Raw genomic sequence first — 21014 nt, forward strand, 5'->3', positions numbered from 1 at the left:
CATACTCAATAACCTATCAGGCTGACTCCGCCAGAGCAATATCCTCGCGTGTCTCAATCCGCTCCTTACCGTGATAGATGCGCGCATGCTGCAGCCCGACAAACAGGCGCTCACCCCGGTGCGGCGGTACGTCGTCGCGCATGACCACGGTCAGCGGCTCGGTATACCAGCCCAGCGGCTGTACCACCAATTGGGTGTAGTGACCTTTAGGGCTAGCTTCCAGCACCTGCACCGGCAGCGGGGAATCCAGGCTGGTGCGGCGGCTGACGTCCACTTCCCACGGGCGCAGGAACAGATCGACCGGCCCCTGATGCGCGGAGGTGTAGCCCAGCGGCCAGCGGTGTGCGCCCACGTGGAACTGACCGCCGCGAATGGTGCCCTGCAGTCGGTTCACCTCGCCCATAAACTCCAGCACGAAGCGGGTCGCCGGCTCGCGCCAGAGCTGTTCCGGCTCGTCAACCTGCTCGATGTTGCCCTGGCTCATGACCACCACGCGGTCCGCGACTTCCATCGCTTCTTCCTGATCGTGGGTCACGAAGACGCTGGTGAATTTCAGTTCTTCATGCAGCTGGCGCAGCCAGCGACGCAGCTCTTTGCGCACCTGCGCATCCAGCGCGCCGAAGGGTTCATCCAGCAGCAGTATTTGCGGCTCAACGGCCAGCGCGCGCGCCAGCGCCACGCGCTGCTTCTGCCCGCCGGAAAGCTGCGCCGGGAAACGGTCCGCCAGATGCGCCAGCTGCACCATCTCCAGTAGTTTGGTTACTTTCGCCTTAATGGTTGCTGCATCCGGGCGTTCACGACGCGGCAGCACCGTCAGGCCAAAGGCGATATTGTCGAAAACGGTCATGTGGCGGAACAGCGCATAATGCTGGAAGACAAAACCTACTTTACGATCGCGGGCGTGCAGGCGGCTCACGTCGGTGCCGTGGAAGCGGATGTGCCCGCTGGTCTGATGCTCAAGCCCGGCGATAATCCGCAGCAGCGTCGTTTTACCCGAGCCAGACGGCCCCAGCAGCGCCACCATTTGTCCGGAAGGGATATCCAGCGAGATATCATTCAGCACCTGGGTGCGACCAAAAGACTTCTTAATATTGGCAATCTCAATGCTCATGATTTCCCTCCTGATGCTGACGTTTTTCCTGATTCTCTAAACGCCACTGCACCACACTCTTCAAAAACAGGGTCAAAATGGCCATCAGCGTCAGCAACGCTGCGGCAGTAAACGAGCCGATGGTGTTGTAGTCCTGCTGCAGGAGTTCAATCTGCAGCGGCAGCGAAAGCGTTTCACCGCGAATGGAGCCGGAAACAACGGAAACGGCACCGAACTCGCCAATCGCGCGGGCGTTGGTCAATACCACGCCGTAAAGCAGCGCCCAGCGGATGTTTGGCAGCGTCACGCGGCGGAACATCTGCCAGCCGGATGCGCCAAGCAGAACGGCCGCTTCGTCTTCATTGCTGCCCTGGCTTAACATCACCGGCACCAGCTCACGCACCACGAACGGACAGGTCACGAAGATCGTCACCAGCACCATGCCCGGCCAGGCGAACATGATCTGCAGGTTATGTTCATCCAGCAAGCCGCCCAGCGGGCCGTTGGAGCCGTAAAAGAGCAGGTAAACCAGACCGGCCACAACAGGCGACACGGCAAACGGAATATCCAGCAGGGTCAGCAGCAGCTGACGTCCCGGGAAGTTAAAGCGCGTCACCAGCCAGGCCAGCAGCGTACCGAAGACCAGGTTCACCGGCACGGTGATCAGCGCAATCAGCACCGTCAGCCAGATGGCGTGCAGCATGTCCGGGTTCGCCAGGTTCTCCAGCGCGGGTATCAGCCCCTTGCTGAACGCCTGGACGAAGATATAAACCGTCGGCACGACGAGAATGAGGGCGGAAACCAGCACGCCCACACCAATCAGAAACCATTTACCCCAGTTGATGCGGGGCGCATCGTATCGCTTCAATTGCGTAACTTCCGCCATCAGTGACCTACCACACGTCGACCAAAGCGACTTTGCAGAGTGTTTATCGAATACAGCAGCAGCAGCGAGGCCGCGAGGATCACCGAGGCAATCGCGCTCGCCGCCGGATAATCAAACTCCTGCAGGCGGATGAAAATCATCAGCGAGGTGACTTCCGTTTTCCAGGCGATGTTCCCGGCGATAAAAATCACCGCGCCGAACTCACCCAGACTGCGGGTAAACGACAGCGCGACGCCTGCCATCAGCGCCGGAGAGAGCTCCGGCAGAATCACTTTACGGAAGCTCTGCCAGCGCGTGGCGCCCAGCGTTTCCGCCGCTTCTTCGTATTCCGGACCCAGCTCTTCCAGTACCGGCTGCACGGTACGCACCACAAACGGGATGCTGGTAAAGGCCATCGCCACCGCGATCCCGAGCCAGGTATAGGTCACCTTGATGTCAAATTTCGCCAGCCACTCGCCGTACAGCCCGTTCACGGAGAAGAGCGACGCGAGGGTTAAGCCCGCAACCGCCGTCGGCAGCGCAAACGGCAGATCCATCAGGGCATCAAGCAGCGTACGGCCCGGGAAGCGATAGCGGGTTAAGATCCACGCCATCAGCAGGCCAAACACGCCGTTAAAAATGGAGGCAACAAACGCCGACAGCAGCGTCACCTTATAGGCCGCCACCACCTGCGGGTTGGTGACCACGTCCCAGTACTGCGCCCAGCTCATCTGAGCAAGCTGCATCACCAGCGCGCTGAGCGGCAACAGCAGGATCAGGCAGACGAACAGCAGGCTGGTCCCGAGGCTTAAGGTAAAGCCCGGCAGCACGCGTTTAGTCGAGACTGCAAACATTACTTACGCCCCGCCGCCAGCAGTTTGTCTAACTCACCGCCGCTGGCAAAGTGCGTTTTCATCACCTCAGGCCAGGAGCCGAAATGATCTTCCACGCGGAACAGCGCGGTCTGCGGGAATTTGTCCTTCAGTTTGTTCATTACGTCGGGGTTGTTCACGCGGTAGTAGTAATCGGTGATGATGGCCTGCGCCTGCGGGCTGTACAGGTAGTTGAGATAGGCTTTTGCCGCTTTCTCGGTGCCGTTCGCCTGCACGTTTTTATCCACCCACGCCACCGGGAACTCAGCCAGGATGTTGGTTTTCGGAATAACCACCTCGAAGCCCTGCGCTTCGTACTGCTTGCGAATGTTGTTCACTTCGGATTCGAAGCTGATCAGCACGTCGCCCAGACCACGCTCGGCGAAAGTCGTGGTCGCGCCGCGGCCGCCGGTATCAAACACTTCGACGTTTTTCAGGAACTGGGTCATGAACTGCTCGGTCTTCGCTTTATCCTTACCGTCAGCCTTGTCTGCCGCGCCCCACGCGGCTAAATAGGTGTAGCGCGCGTTACCTGAAGTTTTTGGGTTCGGGAAAATCAGCTTCACGTCGGAACGCACCAGGTCGCTCCAGTCGTGGATGTTCTTCGGGTTGCCCTTACGCACCAGGAAGCCCATGGTGGAGTAGAACGGCGAGCTATTGTTCGGCAAGCGGCTCTGCCAGTCAGCCGGGATCAGCTTGCCCTTGTCGTGCAGGATCTGCACGTCAGTCACCTGGTTGTAGGTCACGACGTCTGCTTTCAGCCCCTGCAAAATCGCCAGCGCCTGCTTGGATGAACCGGCGTGGGACTGCTTGATGGTCAGCTTATCGCCATTGTTTTCTTTCGCCCACTGCTGCTCGAAAGGTGGGTTAAGGGCGGCAAACAGCTCGCGGGAGACATCATACGAGCTGTTCAGCAGCTCGGTCGCCTGCGCCTGGGCCACCAGCAGTAAACCTGCCAGCGCCAGAGTTCCTTTTTTCAGTACAGTAACGGCCATTGCGCACCCTTATAAATGTGATGACTATCTTATAGTCATAATATTTATAACGGGGATGAAAGGAGTAACGGTTTTATATACCGTTTGGTGATTTACAAGCAGAAAAGGGAATAAGGGTGCGGGGAAAATTGCCGGGTGGCGCTAACGCTTACCCGGCCTACGTATGGGGAGCGTTTTACAGCGCCAGCAGGCGCTCAACGGACGGCGCAAAATAGTAGCCGCCGGTTACCGGGCGGGTGAAGCGCAGCATGGCGTCGCGCTTGCCGTCAGTGTCACCGAACATGCTCAGCAGCTGTTGCTCAATATTGTGCAGCCGCGCGCAGTAGGCGCAGAAGTAGAGGCCGTGCGTGCCGCTTGCCGTGCCGTACGGCAGGCTCTGACGAACAATTTTGAGCCCCTTGCCGTCTTCCTTAAGGTCAACGCGGGACAGGTGCGAGGTCACCGGGCGCGCATCACCGTCGATCTCTTCGTTGGCTTCCTTGGTGCGGCCAATCATCATCTCCTGGTCGTGCACGCTCATGCGGTTAAGCTGCTTGAGGTTGTGCTCCCAGCGCTGGACGAACACGTAGCTGCCGCCCGCGTCCACGCCGTCTTTGATGACCGCCACGTCGCGACGAACCTCTTCACCCGCCGGGTTTTCGGTGCCGTCAACGAAGCCGCTCAGATCGCGCTCTTCCACCCAGCGGAAGCCGTGAACCTCTTCCTGCACGTCGATGCTGTCGCCAAACGCTTCAACCGCCGCCTGAGCAACGGAGAAGTTCACGTCGTGGCGCAGAGAGAGGATGTGGATCAGCACGTCGTATTGGGTGGCTGGCGCCAGGCCTTTGCCATAAGGGATAAAGTCCTTCAGCTCTTCCGCGCCTTCGCCGCCGCTCAGCTGACGCCAGACGTTATTGCCGAAAGCGACAACGGCACCCAGATGGGCGTCCGGGAATTTGGCCTGGAAGGTGGCCAGTTTATCAACGAAAACTTTGCTGGCCGCGCGCAGGGCATCCACGTCCCCTTTAACATTGGCTTCAATCCAAATCGCCGCGCGGCAATGTTCTGGCAAAATGCCACTCTGAACCTGAGACATCGCTCCTCCTGAAATAAAGATGCCACGTCAGCGTGGCATTGATGGCGGCTATTATACCCGGATTTCAGCGAGGCGGTTTGTTCAGACGCAAATTACTGCTTCCAGAGTATTTTGCTCACTTTCCAGCTCTTCAGCGTGTCGTCAGAGGGCATCAATCCTTCCGGACCGCTCCAGGTTCCGGTGAAGACATAGCTGATGTGCTGGCTGCCTTCCGCCTTACATTCCACCGCCACGCCATCGTCTGAAGGGGCGCTGCTGCAGTTACCAAAGGCCTGTTTATAAAGATCGCTAAACGGGGTGCCCACCTTTACGCCGCTGGCGGTCGGAATATCTTCGTCCAGCACGGCAATGCGGTTCACCGTCCCTTTATCACCGTTAATCACCAGCGCCAGCTTGTCGCCCTTCAACGCTTCAAAGTAACGTACAATGTTGCCATTCTCGGTTTTCATCCCGCTACGCAGGCGATAGTCACTGCTCAGGGCATCCTGAATGGCGTCCTGATCGAGCGCCGTTGACGCGGTAATTTTTCCCACGCCCTGCTCGGTCACTTCGGTGGAAGAGCCAAACCAGTTCCACGGATACGCGGCGGACCAGTTAATGGAGGAGAGCGTCGAACAGCCGGTTAACGCCAGCGGGAGAGCGCATAAAAGTAAACGCAGCGATTTCATTGAAACGTCCTTTCTAATTAAATCAACGCTTGTTGGAGTGCGGCATCGGCAAAAAGTGCCGCGCTAATCTGACTCTTGCGTAAAACAGGCACGTAAGCGGGGATTCGTCAGCAGCCACATCAGCGCCACAATATCCGCCACCACCAGCGCGATGCCGATACCGGAAAGCGGTTCACCCAGCCACCAGAGCACGGGTTGCCAGAACAGCAGCGCAATCTGGGCGAGGATCAGCAGCCAGCGAAGCGCACGCCACAGACGCGGGATTACATGCCGTCGACCGCTGCACAAAAAAGCCAACACCGCCGGTACGCCCGGCAGTAAGCCGAGCCAGAAGGCATCGTGGTCGGGATAAAAGAGATTCAGCAGCGTATCGCCCTGCCCGCGCGACGCACCGGCCATCACAAACAGTACCCAGGTACGGGCCTGGAGGAGCAAAACGCACCAGAATAAAAACGGCAGCCTGACGCGGCCCTGCGCGTCATAGTCAGCCGGGTGGATCTCAGTACTCTTCATCTTCGATCAGGCGCTTACCCAGCGTCAGCACGTCGGCGTGCTCGTAGCCCAGACGCTCATACATGCCCAGCACCACGTCGTTATCTTCCCGCACCATGATCTGGATTTTCGGGCAGCCGCGGGCGATGAGTTTCTTTTCCAGACGATTGAGCAGCGCGTTGGCGATGCCGCGCGCCCGGTATTCCGGGTGGACGCCCAGATAATAGGCCGAGCCGCGGTGGCCGTCGTAGCCGCCCATTACCGTCCCGACCACCTCGCCGTTCACTTCCGCGACCAGAAACAGGCTAACGTCGTGATTCACCTTACGTTCGATATCCATTTCCGGATCGTTCCACGGACGCAGCAGATCGCAGCGCTCCCAAAGGGTGATCACCTCTTCGAAATCTTCCTGGCGAAAAACGCGTATCTCCATGGTATTAACCGCCTTTTCGGGTTTAAAAACAGTGATTATGGCGTGAACGGGGCGTTTAGCCAATAACCGGGGAAAATCTCGCCAAAATTTGGCATAATGTCACTTTGTCACGTATTGAAATGAAAAGTAAAACAATTCTCAATAAGGACTGTCGTAACGGGAAACACGATACGATATAACACCAGGACCCCATTTTTCAGTATTCAGGCCGCATGAGCACATTCAAACCATTAAAAGCACTCACATCGCGTCGTCAGGTTCTCAAAGCGGGGCTGGCGGCCTTAACGTTAACGGGCATCGCTAAGCAGGCTCAGGCAAAAGACGAGAGCACGCTCAAAACCGGTAACGGACACAGCAAACCGAAAACCAAAAAGCCGGGCGCAAAGCGTCTGGTGATGCTCGATCCGGGCCACGGCGGTATTGATACCGGCGCCATCGGCAGAAACGGTTCGAAAGAAAAACACGTCGTGCTGGCAATTGCAAAAAATGTGCGATCGATTTTACGCAGCAACGGCATTGACGCCCGCCTGACGCGCACAGGCGACACGTTCATTCCGCTGTATGACCGCGTCGAGATCGCCCACAAGCACGGCGCCGACCTGTTTATGTCCATTCACGCGGATGGCTTCACAAACCCTTCCGCCGCGGGCGCGTCGGTGTTTGCCCTCTCCAACCGCGGCGCCAGTAGCGCCATGGCGAAATACCTTTCCGATCGCGAAAACCGGGCGGATGAAGTGGCCGGTAAGAAAGCCACGGATAAAGATCATCTGTTGCAGCAGGTGCTGTTCGATCTAGTGCAAACGGACACCATCAAAAACAGCCTGACGCTCGGCTCGCATATCCTCAAGCGGATTAAGCCGGTGCACCGTCTGCACAGTAAAAGCACGGAACAGGCGGCGTTTGTGGTGCTGAAGTCACCGTCTATCCCATCCGTGCTGGTGGAAACGTCCTTTATTACCAACCCGGAAGAAGAGCGCCTGCTCGGCACCACGGCGTTTCGCCAGAAGATCGCCAACGCCATCGCCTCCGGCATTATCAGTTACTTCAACTGGTTCGATAACCAGAAAGCGCACTCCAGGAAACGCTGATGAAACCTAATGCACAGCTGGTCAAAACGTTCCTGCTGCAGTTGCAGGATGAGATTTGCCAGAAACTGGCCGCCGCAGACGGCGGTGAATTCCAGGAAGATAGCTGGCAGCGCGAAGCGGGCGGCGGCGGGCGCAGCCGCGTGCTGCGTAACGGCGGCATCTTCGAACAGGCGGGCGTGAATTTTTCCCACGTTCACGGCGACGCCATGCCCGCGTCCGCTACCGCGCACCGCCCTGAGCTGGCGGGCCGCAGCTTCGAAGCGATGGGCGTCTCGCTGGTGATCCACCCGCATAACCCGTTTGTTCCGACCAGCCACGCCAACGTCCGCTTTTTCATCGCGGAGAAGCCAGGAGCCGATCCGGTCTGGTGGTTTGGCGGCGGTTTCGACATGACGCCCTACTACGGCTTCGAAGAGGATGCCGTGCACTGGCACACCACCGCGCGGGACCTTTGCCTGCCGTTTGGCGAGGACGTCTACCCGAAATTTAAAAAGTGGTGCGACGATTATTTTTACCTGAAGCACCGCGACGAGCAGCGCGGCATCGGCGGGCTGTTCTTTGACGATCTCAACACGCCGGATTTTGATACGGCATTTAGCTTTATGCGCGCGGTGGGCGAAGGGTTCACCGACGCGTACCTGCCGATTGTCGAACGCCGTAAAAACACCGACTACGGCGTGCGCGAGCGTGAGTTCCAGCTTTATCGTCGCGGGCGGTACGTGGAGTTCAACCTGGTGTGGGATCGCGGGACGCTGTTCGGCCTGCAGACCGGCGGACGCACGGAGTCGATTCTGATGTCGATGCCGCCGCTGGTGCGCTGGGAGTACAGCTACGAGCCAAAAGAAGGCAGCCCGGAGGCTGCCTTGAGTGAGTTCCTTAAAGTACGCGACTGGATTTAACTGCCGGATGGCGCTGCGCTTATCCGGCCTACTCAATCCCCAGGTCGGGTAAGCACACGCGCCCTTACAGCGGCTGCGTCTGCGCCTCAACCACCGCCAGCGCCACCATATTCACGATACGGCGCACGGAGGCAATCGGCGTTAACACATGCACCGGCTTCGCCACGCCCATCAGCACCGGTCCTACGGTCACCCCTTCAGAGCTGGAGACGCGCAGCAGGTTGTAGCTGATACGCGCCGCTTCCACGTTCGGCATAATCAGGATGTTCGCCGACCCCTTCAGCGGGCTGTCCGGCATACGTTCGTTGCGGATGCTCTCCACCAGCGCGGCATCACCGTGCATTTCCCCGTCAATCATCAGCTCCGGCGCACGCTCGCGCACCAGTTCCAGAGTCTGGCGCATTTTGCACGCCGCCGCGGATTTGGACGAACCAAAGTTTGAGTGCGACAGCAGCGCCACCTTCGGCTCAATACCAAAGCGACGCACGGTCTCGGCGGCCATCACGGTGATCTCCGCCAGCTCGTCCGGGGTTGGATCGTCGTTAACGTAGGTATCGGCAATAAAGGTGTTGCCGCTCGGCAGCAGCAGCGCGTTCATCGCCCCGGCGGTATGGACGCCGTCGCGATAGCCGAAGATCTCCTGCACCACGCTGAAATGCTCGTGGTAATCGCCGATGGTGCCGCAGATCAGTGCATCCGCCTCGCCGCGATGGACCATGATCGCGCCGATGACCGTAGTATTGCTGATCACCGCCCGCTGCGCCTGCTCCTGGGTGATCCCGCGACGCTTCATGATCGCGTAATATTCGTTCCAGTACTCCTTGAAGCGCGGATCGGATTCGTTGTTAACAATCTCGAAGTCCACGCCCGGCTTAATCTGCAGGCCCAGCTTCTGAATGCGCATCTCGATCACGCTCGGACGACCAATCAGGATCGGCTTCGCCAGCCCTAAGGTGATCAGCTCCTGCGTGGCGTGCAGCACGCGCGCCTCTTCCCCTTCCGCCAGCACCACGCGCTTCGCGTCTGCGCGAGCCTGAGAGAAGATCGGCTTCATAAACAGGTTAGTTTTGTAGACGAACTCGGTGAGTTTATCGACGTACGCGTCGAAATCCTGAATCGGACGCGTCGCCACGCCGGAGTCCATCGCCGCTTTGGCAACGGCTGGCGCAATTTTGACAATCAGGCGCGGATCGAACGGTTTTGGAATGATGTAGTCCGGGCCAAAGCTCAGATCCTGATCCCCGTACGCGGAGGCGACCACTTCGCTCTGCTCAGCGTGCGCCAGCTCGGCGATGGCGTGAACGGCGGCAAGCTTCATCTCTTCGTTGATCGCCGTCGCGCCAACGTCCAGCGCCCCGCGGAAGATGAACGGGAAGCAGAGCACGTTGTTCACCTGGTTCGGGTAGTCCGAACGGCCGGTACAGATAATGGCGTCTTCGCGCACCGCTTTCGCCAGCGGCGGCAGGATTTCCGGTTCCGGGTTCGCCAGCGCCAGGATCATCGGCGCGCGCGCCATTTTCTGCACCATTTCCTGGGTCAGCACTTTCGGGCCTGAACAGCCGAGGAAGATATCCGCGCCGTCAATCACGTCCTCAAGCGTGCGCTTGCCGTCATCTTCCACGGCATACGCCGCTTTGGTTTCCGCCATGTTCGGCTCGCGGTCTTTGTAGATAACGCCCTTAGAGTCGCAGACCACGATATTGTGTTTCTGCATGCCCAACGCCACCAGCAGGTTCATACAGGCGATGGCCGCCGCGCCCGCGCCGGAGACCACCATGCGCACGTCAGAGAGATTTTTCTCCACCACGCGCAGGCCGTTGAGAATGGCAGCGGTGCTGATAATCGCCGTGCCGTGCTGGTCGTCATGGAACACGGGAATGTTCATACGCTCGCGCAACTTCTGCTCGATATAGAAACATTCCGGCGCTTTGATGTCTTCCAGGTTGATCCCGCCGAAGGTCGGCTCCAGCGCGGCCACCACGTTGATGAACTTATCGGGATCGAGTTCGTCCACTTCGATATCGAACACGTCGATACCGGCGAATTTCTTAAACAGTACGCCCTTCCCTTCCATCACCGGTTTACCGGCCAGGGCACCAATGTTGCCCAGGCCCAGCACCGCCGTACCGTTAGAGATAACGGCGACAAGGTTGCCGCGCGCGGTGTATTTGTAGGCCGCCAGCGGATCTTTTTCGATCTCCAGACACGGCGCAGCCACGCCCGGCGAATAGGCCAGCGCCAGATCGCGCTGGGTCGCCAGCGGCTTGGTTGGGGAGACCTGAATTTTACCGGGGACAGGGAACTCGTGAAAATCGAGGGCACTCTGTTTTAACTGATCGTCCATCTTGTTATTCCTTTTACGTATCGGTCAGATAGTATCGCCGCTGAGCAGCGCATAAACTTTGAAGGCTGCCAAACTCTCACCATCACACATTAAAAATTGTTATCAATTTATAACAGCCATGTTACCCGTCTCAAAAGCAATGCCTGCCCCGTCTGCTATGCTTTTTTGTTAAGTCCATCATGATTTTCTCAGAAGTGTGAACTAACGCACTCATCTAACTCTTTTATTTCCAAGGAGTAATTATTTATGAACCAGCTAGACGGCATCAAACAATTCACCACCGTGGTTGCAGACAGCGGCGATATCGAGTCGATTCGCCACTATCAGCCAGAGGACGCGACCACCAACCCTTCGCTGCTTCTGAAAGCGGCGGGGCTTGCCCATTTTAGCCATCTGATTGACGACGCGATTGCCTACGGTAAACAGCGCGGGAAAACGCAGGAGCAGCAGGTTGCTGAAGCCAGCGACAAGCTGGCGGTTAATTTTGGTGCGGAAATTCTGAAAAGCATTCCGGGGCGCGTGTCGACCGAAGTAGATGCCCGCCTCTCATTCGATCAGGAAAAGAGTATTAACAAAGCGCGCCGCCTGGTGGAGCTCTACCAGGAACAGGGGATCGATAAGTCACGCATTCTGATCAAGCTCGCGTCCACATGGGAAGGCATCCGCGCGGCAGAGGTTCTGGAAAAAGAGGGGATCCACTGCAACCTGACGCTGCTGTTCTCCTTTGCCCAGGCGCGCGCCTGTGCCGAAGCGGGCGTGTTCCTGATCTCGCCGTTTGTCGGGCGCATCTACGACTGGTATCAGGCGAAACAACCGATGGACCCGTACGTGGTAGAGGAAGACCCTGGCGTGAAGTCGGTGCGTAATATCTACGATTATTACAAGCAACACCGCTACGAAACCATCGTGATGGGCGCCAGCTTCCGCCGCACCGAGCAGATCCTGGCGCTCGCAGGGTGTGACCGTCTGACCATCTCCCCTGACCTGCTGAAAAAGCTGCAGGAGAGCGACGAAACGGTGATCCGCAAGCTGGTGCCGACCTCTACCGTCCTGCCAAAACCGAAAGCCATGACCGAAGCGGAGTTCCGCTGGGAGCATAATCAGGACCCTATGGCCGTGGAAAAACTGGCGGACGGCATCCGCCAGTTCGCCGTCGACCAGCGAAAACTCGAAGATCTTCTCGCCGCCAAACTTTAACCTTGCCACGGAGTGAACTATGTCCCGTAAAGAGCTCGCTAACGCCATTCGCGCCCTCAGCATGGATGCCGTACAAAAAGCCAATTCCGGCCACCCTGGCGCCCCGATGGGGATGGCCGATATTGCCGAAGTGCTGTGGAACGACTTCCTGAAGCACAACCCCACTGACCCGACCTGGTACGACCGCGACCGTTTTATTCTTTCCAACGGCCACGCCTCGATGCTGCTCTACAGCCTGCTGCACCTTTCCGGCTACGACCTGCCGCTTGAGGAGTTAAAAAACTTCCGCCAGCTGCACTCCAAAACGCCGGGCCACCCGGAGATCGGCTATACACCGGGCGTGGAAACGACCACCGGCCCGCTGGGCCAGGGGCTGGCGAATGCCGTCGGCCTGGCAATTGCCGAGCGTACGCTGGCCGCGCAGTTCAACCAGCCCGACCACGAGATTGTCGATCACTACACCTACGTCTTTATGGGTGACGGCTGCCTGATGGAGGGGATCTCCCACGAGGTCTGCTCGCTGGCGGGCACGCTGGGTCTCGGCAAGCTGATTGGCTTCTATGACCACAACGGCATCTCCATCGACGGGGAAACCGAGGGCTGGTTTACCGACGACACGGCAAAACGCTTTGAGGCCTATCACTGGCACGTGGTGCACGAGATTGACGGCCACGATCCGGAAGCGGTAAAAAAAGCGATTCAGGAAGCGCAGAGCGTGAAGGACAAACCGTCCCTGATTATCTGCCGTACCACCATTGGCTTCGGCTCGCCGAACAAAGCGGGCAAAGAAGAGGCGCACGGCGCGGCGCTGGGCGAAGAGGAAGTGGCGTTAACCCGCCAGAAACTGGGCTGGAAATATCCGCCGTTTGAGATCCCGAAAGAGATCTACAGAGCATGGGATGCGCGCGAAGCGGGTGAAAAAGCGCAGCAGGCATGGAACGAAAAATTTGCCGCCTACAAAAAAGCGCACCCGGAGCTGGCCGCCGAGTTTTCCCGCCGCATGAGCGGCGGCCTGCCGGAAGACTGGGACGATAAAACCCAGGCGCTGATAGAAAATCTGCAGTCCAACCCGGCGAAAATCGCTACCCGTAAAGCGTCGCAAAACACCCTGAACGCGATTGGCCCTCTCCTGCCTGAGCTGCTCGGCGGCTCGGCGGATCTGGCGCCAAGCAACCTGACCATCTGGTCAGGCTCTAAATCCCTGAAGGAAGACATTGCCGGGAACTACATCCACTACGGCGTGCGCGAGTTTGGGATGACCGCGATTGCTAACGGCATCGCCCATCACGGCGGCTTCGTGCCTTACACCGCCACCTTCCTGATGTTCGTCGAGTACGCCCGAAACGCGGCGCGTATGGCGGCGCTGATGAAGGCCCGGCAGATCATGGTTTACACCCATGACTCCATCGGGCTGGGGGAAGATGGACCAACGCACCAGGCGGTAGAGCAGCTGGCAAGCCTGCGCTTAACGCCAAACTTCAGCACCTGGCGTCCGTGCGACCAGGTGGAAGCGGCGGTGGGCTGGAAGCTGGCCGTTGAGCGTCATAACGGGCCCACGGCGCTGATCCTGTCGCGCCAGAACCTGGCGCAGATCGAGCGCACGCCGGAGCAGGTAAAAAACATCGCCCGCGGCGGGTACATCCTGAAAGACAGCGGCGGCAAGCCGGACGTGATCCTGATTGCCACCGGTTCCGAGGTGGAAATCACGGTGAAAGCGGCGGAGAAGCTGACCGCCGAAGGTCACGCGGTGCGCGTGGTATCTCTGCCTTCTACGGATATTTTTGATGCGCAGGACGAGGCGTATCGGGAATCGGTGCTGCCTTCCAGCGTTGCAGCGCGCGTGGCGGTGGAAGCGGGTATTGCCGACTACTGGTATAAGTACGTGGGGCTGAAAGGGGCAATTGTGGGCATGCGGGGTTACGGTGAATCCGCTCCTGCCGACAAGCTGTTCCCGTATTTCGGCTTTACCGTTGAGAACGTGGTGGAGAAAGCGCTGAGCGTGTTGTAGTGCGACAGCGCCATCCGGCAAAACTAACGAGTGATCCACAGCGTGGGCCAGGCGTCTGGCCCATTCCAGCTATCACAGCTTGGCTCTTCCGCGTAGCGCACCAGGCGGAAGCGCTGGCCATCAAAACGCCAGCGCGTCTGGATCCCGCAGTCTCCAATACCGCGTCCCAGCGCCAGCGTCGTCAACTCGCGCGTTTTCTCATCAAAGCGGGCGTTCACCAGCTCCATGTCGCTGCTCTGGCTGGAGGGGGTGAACGGCAGACGTAACCTGACGCTACGGGCGGCGAACGGTTTTTTACGTGAGACCTGCCACGCCAGATCGACCGTGTTATAGGCCCCCGCTTCACAGCTGACGATCAACAGCGCTTTGTCATCCGTTAATGCAGTGACGCGTACTTCACGACGGTTAGGATCCAGCGAGCACTGGCTGTTGTTCATCCGCCACGTCCCATAATCCAGCAGATCGTTCAGCTCGCTATGCGTCAGCGGCGTCGGCGTCGGGTTCACTACGGCCACCTTTTTTAATGCCGGTGCAGGAGGCACGCTCAGCGGCGGGCTATCTCCTTTTTTAATCCATGCCGTTTCGCTGCCAACGCGCTTCTGCTGGGCGTCGATAAACAGCAGCGCCGCCTTCAGACCGACCAGCGAGATCGTCTGCTTCCCCCCGCGCAGGGTCAGCGCCTGCCCTTCCTGAATGTTTTTCAGAAACGTGGTGATGGTACCCGCATCGTCAGTTTTGAGATGCCAGGGGGTTAACTGCCAGTGCTGCGAATTGAGCTTTAACGGAACGTTGTCGAGCAGCAGGCGCGGGGCAATGTCAGGCTCTTTAACCGGCGGGGCCGAAAGCCCGCCGAGATCGATGCGCAGGCTGGCGTCCGTTTTCGCGCCTGCGCTACGGCTCAGCGTCATGACCAGACCGCGATGCTCGCCGGTATTCCGGGCAACACAAAAATTCTGGTTATTGCAGGTAACCTGCCAGTCTGAAAAAGACTGCTGCACGGGCGCAGCCCACACCAGAGGTGCGGGTAGCACGCAGAAAAAGAAGAAAAGCAAAACGCAGTAGCGCATGAATGGCACAGCCCCGGAAACGAAAAGGTCAATCTGGGGCGTATCTTCGTGCCCAGGGCGGGCGGGCTCAATCGGATTTATCGGATAGATTTATCTGAAATACACGTTATCACGACATCGGTTTAAGGTTCATTAAGCCGCTGGTTTGCAGATACTGTAACAGGATCACCGCTTTACCGTCGCGGATCTCGCCGCTTTTCACCATCTCAACGGCCTGGGTGAAAGGCATTTCCAGCACTTCAATGTCTTCATCCTCCACGCCGCCGCCGCGATGCGTGCGCTGGGCATCGGTGTATTCCGCAATGAAGAAATGGACCAGCTCGGTCACCCCGCCAGGGGACATGAAAAGCTCAAAGACTTTTTGCACCTCGCCCACTTCAAAACCGGTCTCCTCAACGGCCTCCTTGCGGATGCAGACTTCCGGCTCATCGTCATCAAGCAGGCCGGCGCAGGTTTCAATCAGGCGCCCGTCCGCGTTGCCGTTGACCCAGGTCGCGACCCGAAACTGGCGAATCAGCACCACGCTTTGCTTTTCACGGTTATACAGCAGAATGGTTGCGCCATTGCCCCGGTCGTAGACTTCGCGTTTGTGGCGAATCACGTCACCGTTCTTACGGGTTAAATCGTAAGTGATGTTACGCAGGACAAAGTAATTTTCAGAAAGGATTTTGTCTTTGATAACGGTAATGTTCAGGGACATACGGGCTCCACGGCTAAATGAGTCTGTTTATACTACCCCGTGAAGCCCGCTTTGTCGTCCGTCGGCTCAGGCAGCGCGTTACTTCTCGCCAGATTTCAGGTTAATGCCCAAAGCGGCTTTTGGATCAATAACCTTATCTTTAGTATGAATAAGCTATTTGCTCGCTACCGCGTTATCAGGCAATGTACAACTGCCCATGACCTGTGGCTGAGCCATTTTATGCAGAGATCCGTTCCGTGACCGTTAAACGCCCCGTTTCCGGAAGCCTTGCCTGGGCTTTCTTTTCGATCATTGCCCTGTCCGTGCTGACCAGCACCGTCGCGCTGCTGACGCTTGCAAGCAGCCAGCGTGACGCCGAAGCTATCAACATTGCGGGCTCGCTGCGCATGCAGAGCTACCGCCTCGGCTACGAGATGCAGCGCAACAGCCCCTCCCTTATGGCGCATCGTGAGAACTGGCAGCGAACGTTAAGCGCGCCTTCCCTGGAGAAGCTGAATCGCTGGTACGTCCCGGACAACGTCAAGGCGCGCTATCAGCAGCTGCATGTGGCCTGGCTGGACATGGACAAGCACATCGCCCGCGGCGACAGCGCATGGTATGACGCTCACATTGAGGATTTTGTCGGCCGTATTGATGCCTTTGTGCTCGCCCTCCAGCACTACACCGAAAATAAAATCCAGACGGTGACCCTCCTCTCTCTGGCTGGCGCGCTCGGGATCCTGCTGCTGACGCTGTTTACCCTGCGGCGCATCCGTCGCCAGGTGGTGTTGCCGCTGAACAATCTGGTGGCCGCCAGCGAACGCATTGAGCGAGGGGAATTTACCACCCCGGCGCCGGACACCGCGCTCCCCAACGAGCTGGGCCAGCTCTCCCGCGCCTTCAACCATATGTCGGGCGAGCTACATACTCTCTATCGGTCGCTCGAAGCCTCCGTCGCGGAAAAGACGCGGCATTTGCATGAAGCCCACCAGCAGCTCGACATGCTGTTCAAATGCTCCCAGGCGCTGAATACCGGGCAGATAGACAGCCTGTGCTTCCGGCATATTTTGCAGATTGTGCATGAATACACGCAGATGAATTACCTGGAGCTACGCACCAGCGACGACTGGCGGCTGTGTGAAGGAACAGAGGTGAGCGGCATTTCTCTGCAAACCCTGCCGGTGCTGATGCAGGATACCCTCTACGGCGAGCTGCGCTGGCAAAGCGAGACGGGCAGCGTTCCTCTTCCGCTGATGAGAAGCGTGGCGACCATGCTCGGACGTGGGCTGTACTTTAACCAGGCGCAGAAGCATTACCAGCAGCTGCTGCTGATGGAGGAGCGCGCCACCATCGCCCGCGAGCTGCATGATTCGCTGGCGCAGGTACTCTCCTATCTGCGGATTCAGCTCACACTGCTTAAACACGCCGTGCCAGCGGAAAATGCCTCCGCGCAGACGATCATCACCGACTTCTCCCGCGAGCTGAACAACGCCTGGCAGCAGCTGCGCGAGCTGCTGACCACCTTCCGCCTGACGCTAAACCATGCGAATTTACCCGCGGCGCTGCAGGAGTCCCTCGATGCACTGCAGAGCCAGACGCAGGCGAAGCTGCACCTCGACTGTCGCCTCTCCACCCTGGCGCTTGACGCGCAGAAGCAGGTGCATTTGCTGCAGATCGTGCGGGAGGCCGTCCTGAATGCGATTAAGCACGCGCAGGCCAGCGAGATCACCGTCAGCTGCGTGACCGCCGTGGACGGCACGCACAGCGTCAGCATTCGCGACAACGGCATCGGGATTGGCGAGGCCAGCGAGCCGCCGGGACACTACGGGTTGAACATTATGCGAGAACGCGCGCAACGGCTCGGCGGAATGCTGCACTTCTCGCAGCCGCAAAACGGCGGCACGCAGGTCAGCGTGACGTTCCCCGCACCCGCGCCGTTAACAGGTAAATAACGGTAAAGGGGGAAACGCCGGGAAAAGCGCATGATAATTTACATTATCTCCTTTATTTCTCCACGTTTGGCCTGGGCCTTACCGCTAAAGTGATGCGGGCAATAAACAATAATGACGTGCAGCAAAACGAGGTCACACTTTCATGGCGAATTTTTTCATCGATCGCCCCATTTTTGCCTGGGTGCTTGCCATCCTGTTGTGTCTGACAGGTGTCCTGGCGATTACTTCTCTTCCCGTTGAGCAATATCCCGATCTGGCACCGCCTAACGTGCGTGTCACAGCAAACTACCCCGGCGCGTCCGCACAAACGCTGGAAAATACCGTGACGCAGGTTATCGAGCAGAACATGACGGGTCTGGATAATCTGATGTACATGTCCTCCCAAAGCAGCGCCACGGGACAGGCCACGGTTACCCTGAGCTTTGAGGCGGGCACCGACCCGGACGAAGCGGTGCAGCAGGTACAAAACCAACTGCAGTCGGCCATGCGTAAATTGCCCCAGGCCGTGCAGAACCAGGGCGTCACCGTGCGTAAAACCGGTGATACCAACATTCTGACCATCGCGTTTGTCTCCACCGATGGCTCAATGGATAAACAGGACATTGCGGACTACGTCGCCAGTAATATTCAGGACCCGCTCAGCCGTATTAACGGCGTGGGGGATATCGACGCCTACGGCTCACAGTACTCGATGCGTATCTGGCTGGATCCCAACAAGCTGAACAGCTATCAGATGACGGCGACCGACGTGACGGACGCCATCAAAGCCCAGAACGCCCAAATTGCCGTAGGGCAACTGGGAGGCACGCCTTCCGTCGATAAACAGGCCCTGAACGCCACCATTAATTCGCAATCTCTGCTTCAGACCCCGGACCAGTTCCGCAACATCACCCTGCGCGTGAATCAGGATGGCTCAGAAGTGCGTCTGGGCGACGTTGCTAAGGTGGAAATGGGTGCGGAGAAATACGATTACCTGAGCCGCTTTAACGGCAACCCGGCCTCTGGGCTGGGAATTAAGCTGGCCTCCGGCGCAAACGAAATGGCGACGGCGAAGCTGGTATTGGACCGTCTGGATGAGCTGTCGCAGTATTTCCCGCACGGGCTGGAGTACAAGGTCGCCTATGAAACCACCTCCTTCGTTAAAGCCTCGATTGAGGACGTAGTCAAAACCCTGCTGGAAGCGATCGCCCTGGTGTTCCTGGTGATGTACCTGTTCCTGCAAAACTTCCGCGCCACGCTGATCCCCACCATTGCCGTCCCGGTGGTGCTGCTGGGCACCTTTGCGGTGCTTTACGCGTTCGGCTACAGCATCAACACCCTGACGATGTTTGCCATGGTGCTGGCGATTGGCCTGCTGGTGGACGATGCCATTGTGGTGGTCGAAAACGTCGAGCGCATCATGAGCGAAGAGGGGCTTTCTCCGCGTCAGGCGACGCGTAAATCGATGGGACAAATTCAGGGGGCGTTGGTCGGTATCGCGATGGTGCTGTCGGCGGTCTTTATCCCGATGGCCTTCTTTGGCGGTACAACCGGGGCGATTTACCGTCAGTTCTCAATCACCATCGTCTCGGCGATGGTGCTCTCCGTACTGGTGGCGCTGATCCTCACTCCCGCGCTCTGCGCCACCCTCCTTAAGCCGCTGCACAAAGGGGAACATCATGGCCAGAAAGGGTTCTTCGGCTGGTTTAACCGCATGTTCAACCGCAACGCCGAGCGGTATGAATCTGCCGTCGGCAAAGTGCTACACCGCAGCCTGCGCTGGATGATGATTTACGTTGTGCTGCTGGGCGGCATGGTGTGGCTGTTCCTGCATCTTCCCACCTCGTTCCTGCCGCAGGAAGACCGGGGGATGTTCATCACCTCGGTGCAGCTCCCGAGCGGATCCACCCAGCAGCAGACGCTGAAGGTGGTTCAGAACGTTGAGCAGTACTTCTTCACCAAAGAGAAAAATAACGTTGTTTCGGTCTTCTCTACCGTCGGCTCCGGCCCGGGCGGGAACGGGCAGAACGTCGCCCGCATGTTTGTCCGCCTGAAAGACTGGGACGAACGCGACGCCAGAACGGGAACCTCGTTCGCCATCATTGAACGCGCAACTAAAGCGTTTGCACGTATTAAAGAGGCGCGCGTCTTTGCCAGCAGCCCGCCCGCGATCAGCGGCCTGGGCAGTTCCGCCGGGTTTGATATGGAGCTGCAGGATCACGCCGGCGCGGGCCACTCCGCTCTGATGGCCGCGCGCGATAAGCTGCTAGAACTAGCAGGGAAAGATCCCGGCCTGACCCGCGTTCGTCACAACGGTCTTGACGACAGCCCGCAGCTTCAGGTGGATATCGACCAGCGTAAGGCGCAGGCGCTGGGCGTGTCGATCGACGATATCAACGACACCCTGCAAACCGCATGGGGCTCAAGCTACGTAAATGACTTTATGGATCGCGGCCGCGTGAAAAAAGTGTATGTCCAGGCAGCCGCGCCGTTCCGCATGTTGCCGGATGATATTAATCGCTGGTTTGTACGCAATAATTCTGGCGGGATGGTCCCCTTCTCCGCCTTTGCCACCTCGCGCTGGGAGAGCGGTTCGCCGCGCCTGGAGCGCTATAACGGCTATTCGGCAGTTGAAATCGTCGGGGAAGCCGCGCCGGGCGTCAGCACCGGTACCGCCATGGACACCATGGAAAAACTGGTGCAGCAGTTGCCCGCCGGTTTTGGTCTGGAATGGACAGCCATGTCTTACCAGGAGCGCCTCTCCGGGGCGCAGGCCCCTGCCCTCTATGCGCTTTCTTTGCTGGTGGTCTTCCTCTGCCTTGCCGCGCTGTATGAGAGCTGGTCGGTTCCGTTCTCGGTCATGCTGGTAGTGCCGCTTGGGGTTATCGGTGCGCTGCTGGCGACCTGGATGCGCGGCCTGGAGAACGACGTTTACTTCCAGGTGGGGCTACTTACGGTGATCGGCTTGTCGGCGAAAAACGCCATTCTGATCGTTGAGTTTGCCAACGAGATGAATGCCAAAGGCCACGAGCTGATGGCCGCCACGCTGCACGCCTGCCGCCAGCGCCTACGTCCGATCCTGATGACCTCACTGGCGTTTATTTTTGGCGTACTGCCGATGGCAACCAGCACGGGTGCAGGCTCAAGCAGCCAGCATGCGGTGGGTACCGGCGTCATGGGTGGGATGATTTCGGCCACCATCCTGGCGATTTATTTTGTGCCGCTGTTCTTTGTGCTGGTGCGTCGTCGCTTCCCGCTCCGGGAGCGACAGGAATAACCCGCAGTCATAAAAAAGGCGGCTTAATCGGCCG

At 58.4% G+C, this 21014-nt stretch carries 17 protein-coding genes; 6 read left to right on the forward strand and 11 right to left on the reverse strand.

Features of this window, described 5'->3' with window-relative positions; translation table 11 throughout:
* Positions 1-16 precede the first annotated feature (16 nt).
* From cysA to IM265_RS14615, 8 genes are all read right to left on the reverse strand, one after another.
* Positions 17-1111: a sulfate/thiosulfate ABC transporter ATP-binding protein CysA gene (gene cysA / locus IM265_RS14580; RefSeq protein WP_008501607.1), complete on the reverse strand. Its 1095-nt coding sequence runs from the start codon at positions 1109-1111 to the stop codon at positions 17-19.
* Entirely contained in the window at positions 1101-1976 is an 876-nt protein-coding gene (cysW, locus tag IM265_RS14585) for a sulfate/thiosulfate ABC transporter permease CysW (protein WP_193030368.1), read from the reverse strand. Before cysW ends, cysA begins: the two co-directional genes overlap by 11 nt.
* Positions 1976-2809: a sulfate/thiosulfate ABC transporter permease CysT gene (cysT, locus tag IM265_RS14590; protein ID WP_088205026.1), complete on the reverse strand. Its 834-nt coding sequence runs from the start codon at positions 2807-2809 to the stop codon at positions 1976-1978. The genes cysW and cysT overlap by 1 nt, the downstream gene beginning before the upstream one ends.
* On the reverse strand, positions 2809-3822 hold the full coding sequence (locus IM265_RS14595) for a sulfate ABC transporter substrate-binding protein (RefSeq protein WP_047364143.1): 1014 nt from the start codon (positions 3820-3822) through the stop codon (positions 2809-2811). Before IM265_RS14595 ends, cysT begins: the two co-directional genes overlap by 1 nt.
* A 175-nt stretch (positions 3823-3997) precedes the next feature.
* A complete protein-coding gene (locus IM265_RS14600) occupies positions 3998-4897 on the reverse strand; it encodes a Dyp-type peroxidase (RefSeq protein ID WP_047368060.1) in 900 nt (299 codons plus the stop codon).
* A gap of 92 nt (positions 4898-4989) precedes the next feature.
* Positions 4990-5565, reverse strand: coding sequence for an RpoE-regulated lipoprotein (locus IM265_RS14605; RefSeq protein ID WP_048957147.1), 576 nt, complete (start codon positions 5563-5565; stop codon positions 4990-4992).
* A 63-nt stretch (positions 5566-5628) separates the two neighbouring features.
* On the reverse strand, positions 5629-6078 hold the full coding sequence (locus IM265_RS14610) for a DUF2919 domain-containing protein (RefSeq protein WP_047368062.1): 450 nt from the start codon (positions 6076-6078) through the stop codon (positions 5629-5631).
* Positions 6065-6490: a GNAT family acetyltransferase gene (locus IM265_RS14615; protein ID WP_003861292.1), complete on the reverse strand. Its 426-nt coding sequence runs from the start codon at positions 6488-6490 to the stop codon at positions 6065-6067. Before IM265_RS14615 ends, IM265_RS14610 begins: the two co-directional genes overlap by 14 nt.
* 212 nt (positions 6491-6702) lie before the next feature.
* On the opposite strand from IM265_RS14615, the gene amiA reads away from it, so the two are divergent.
* Together amiA and hemF are read left to right on the forward strand one after the other, a co-directional pair.
* Positions 6703-7578, forward strand: a complete 876-nt coding sequence (gene amiA / locus IM265_RS14620; RefSeq protein WP_063943502.1) for an N-acetylmuramoyl-L-alanine amidase AmiA — start codon at positions 6703-6705, stop codon at positions 7576-7578.
* Entirely contained in the window at positions 7578-8477 is a 900-nt protein-coding gene (hemF, locus tag IM265_RS14625) for an oxygen-dependent coproporphyrinogen oxidase (protein ID WP_045261157.1), read from the forward strand. Before amiA ends, hemF begins: the two co-directional genes overlap by 1 nt.
* A gap of 64 nt (positions 8478-8541) precedes the next feature.
* Here the strand turns inward: hemF and maeB are convergent, their stop codons facing one another.
* On the reverse strand, positions 8542-10821 hold the full coding sequence (gene maeB / locus IM265_RS14630) for an NADP-dependent oxaloacetate-decarboxylating malate dehydrogenase (protein ID WP_028014008.1): 2280 nt from the start codon (positions 10819-10821) through the stop codon (positions 8542-8544).
* Between the two features lie 246 nt (positions 10822-11067).
* Between maeB and tal the strand changes: the two genes are divergently transcribed.
* Both tal and tkt read left to right on the forward strand, forming a co-directional pair.
* Positions 11068-12018: a transaldolase gene (tal, locus tag IM265_RS14635; protein ID WP_028014009.1), complete on the forward strand. Its 951-nt coding sequence runs from the start codon at positions 11068-11070 to the stop codon at positions 12016-12018.
* Positions 12019-12037: 19 nt separating this feature from the next.
* Entirely contained in the window at positions 12038-14026 is a 1989-nt protein-coding gene (tkt, locus tag IM265_RS14640; RefSeq protein ID WP_028014010.1) for a transketolase, read from the forward strand.
* A 23-nt stretch (positions 14027-14049) separates the two neighbouring features.
* Here tkt and IM265_RS14645 read toward each other — a convergent pair whose 3' ends face one another.
* Complete coding sequence (locus IM265_RS14645) at positions 14050-15093, reverse strand: DUF1176 domain-containing protein (RefSeq protein ID WP_193030366.1); 1044 nt, start codon at positions 15091-15093, stop codon at positions 14050-14052.
* Between the two features lie 109 nt (positions 15094-15202).
* A complete protein-coding gene (nudK, locus tag IM265_RS14650; protein WP_126818720.1) occupies positions 15203-15793 on the reverse strand; it encodes a GDP-mannose pyrophosphatase NudK in 591 nt (196 codons plus the stop codon).
* 236 nt (positions 15794-16029) lie between these two features.
* On the opposite strand from nudK, the gene narQ reads away from it, so the two are divergent.
* On the forward strand, positions 16030-17724 hold the full coding sequence (narQ, locus tag IM265_RS14655) for a nitrate/nitrite two-component system sensor histidine kinase NarQ (RefSeq protein WP_028014013.1): 1695 nt from the start codon (positions 16030-16032) through the stop codon (positions 17722-17724).
* Between the two features lie 142 nt (positions 17725-17866).
* A complete protein-coding gene (acrD, locus tag IM265_RS14660) occupies positions 17867-20980 on the forward strand; it encodes a multidrug efflux RND transporter permease AcrD (protein ID WP_028014014.1) in 3114 nt (1037 codons plus the stop codon).
* Positions 20981-21014: the final 34 nt, after the last annotated feature.

It is taken from the genome of Enterobacter cloacae complex sp. P17RS (assembly GCF_014895885.1).
Lineage (GTDB): Bacteria > Pseudomonadota > Gammaproteobacteria > Enterobacterales > Enterobacteriaceae > Enterobacter > Enterobacter bugandensis.

Bases quoted from the DNA above. Each gene is read 5' to 3' on its own strand.
- tal (WP_028014009.1), top strand. From the start codon at position 11,068: ATGAACCAGCTAGACGGCATCAAACAATTCACCACCGTGGTTGCAGAC.
- IM265_RS14605 (WP_048957147.1), bottom strand. From the start codon at position 5,565: ATGAAATCGCTGCGTTTACTTTTATGCGCTCTCCCGCTGGCGTTAACC.
- IM265_RS14645 (WP_193030366.1), bottom strand. From the start codon at position 15,093: ATGCGCTACTGCGTTTTGCTTTTCTTCTTTTTCTGCGTGCTACCCGCA.
- amiA (WP_063943502.1), top strand. From the start codon at position 6,703: ATGAGCACATTCAAACCATTAAAAGCACTCACATCGCGTCGTCAGGTT.
- IM265_RS14610 (WP_047368062.1), bottom strand. From the start codon at position 6,078: ATGAAGAGTACTGAGATCCACCCGGCTGACTATGACGCGCAGGGCCGC.
- cysA (WP_008501607.1), bottom strand. From the start codon at position 1,111: ATGAGCATTGAGATTGCCAATATTAAGAAGTCTTTTGGTCGCACCCAG.
- hemF (WP_045261157.1), top strand. From the start codon at position 7,578: ATGAAACCTAATGCACAGCTGGTCAAAACGTTCCTGCTGCAGTTGCAG.
- IM265_RS14600 (WP_047368060.1), bottom strand. From the start codon at position 4,897: ATGTCTCAGGTTCAGAGTGGCATTTTGCCAGAACATTGCCGCGCGGCG.
- nudK (WP_126818720.1), bottom strand. From the start codon at position 15,793: ATGTCCCTGAACATTACCGTTATCAAAGACAAAATCCTTTCTGAAAAT.
- cysT (WP_088205026.1), bottom strand. From the start codon at position 2,809: ATGTTTGCAGTCTCGACTAAACGCGTGCTGCCGGGCTTTACCTTAAGC.
- acrD (WP_028014014.1), top strand. From the start codon at position 17,867: ATGGCGAATTTTTTCATCGATCGCCCCATTTTTGCCTGGGTGCTTGCC.
- IM265_RS14595 (WP_047364143.1), bottom strand. From the start codon at position 3,822: ATGGCCGTTACTGTACTGAAAAAAGGAACTCTGGCGCTGGCAGGTTTA.
- maeB (WP_028014008.1), bottom strand. From the start codon at position 10,821: ATGGACGATCAGTTAAAACAGAGTGCCCTCGATTTTCACGAGTTCCCT.
- tkt (WP_028014010.1), top strand. From the start codon at position 12,038: ATGTCCCGTAAAGAGCTCGCTAACGCCATTCGCGCCCTCAGCATGGAT.
- IM265_RS14615 (WP_003861292.1), bottom strand. From the start codon at position 6,490: ATGGAGATACGCGTTTTTCGCCAGGAAGATTTCGAAGAGGTGATCACC.
- cysW (WP_193030368.1), bottom strand. From the start codon at position 1,976: ATGGCGGAAGTTACGCAATTGAAGCGATACGATGCGCCCCGCATCAAC.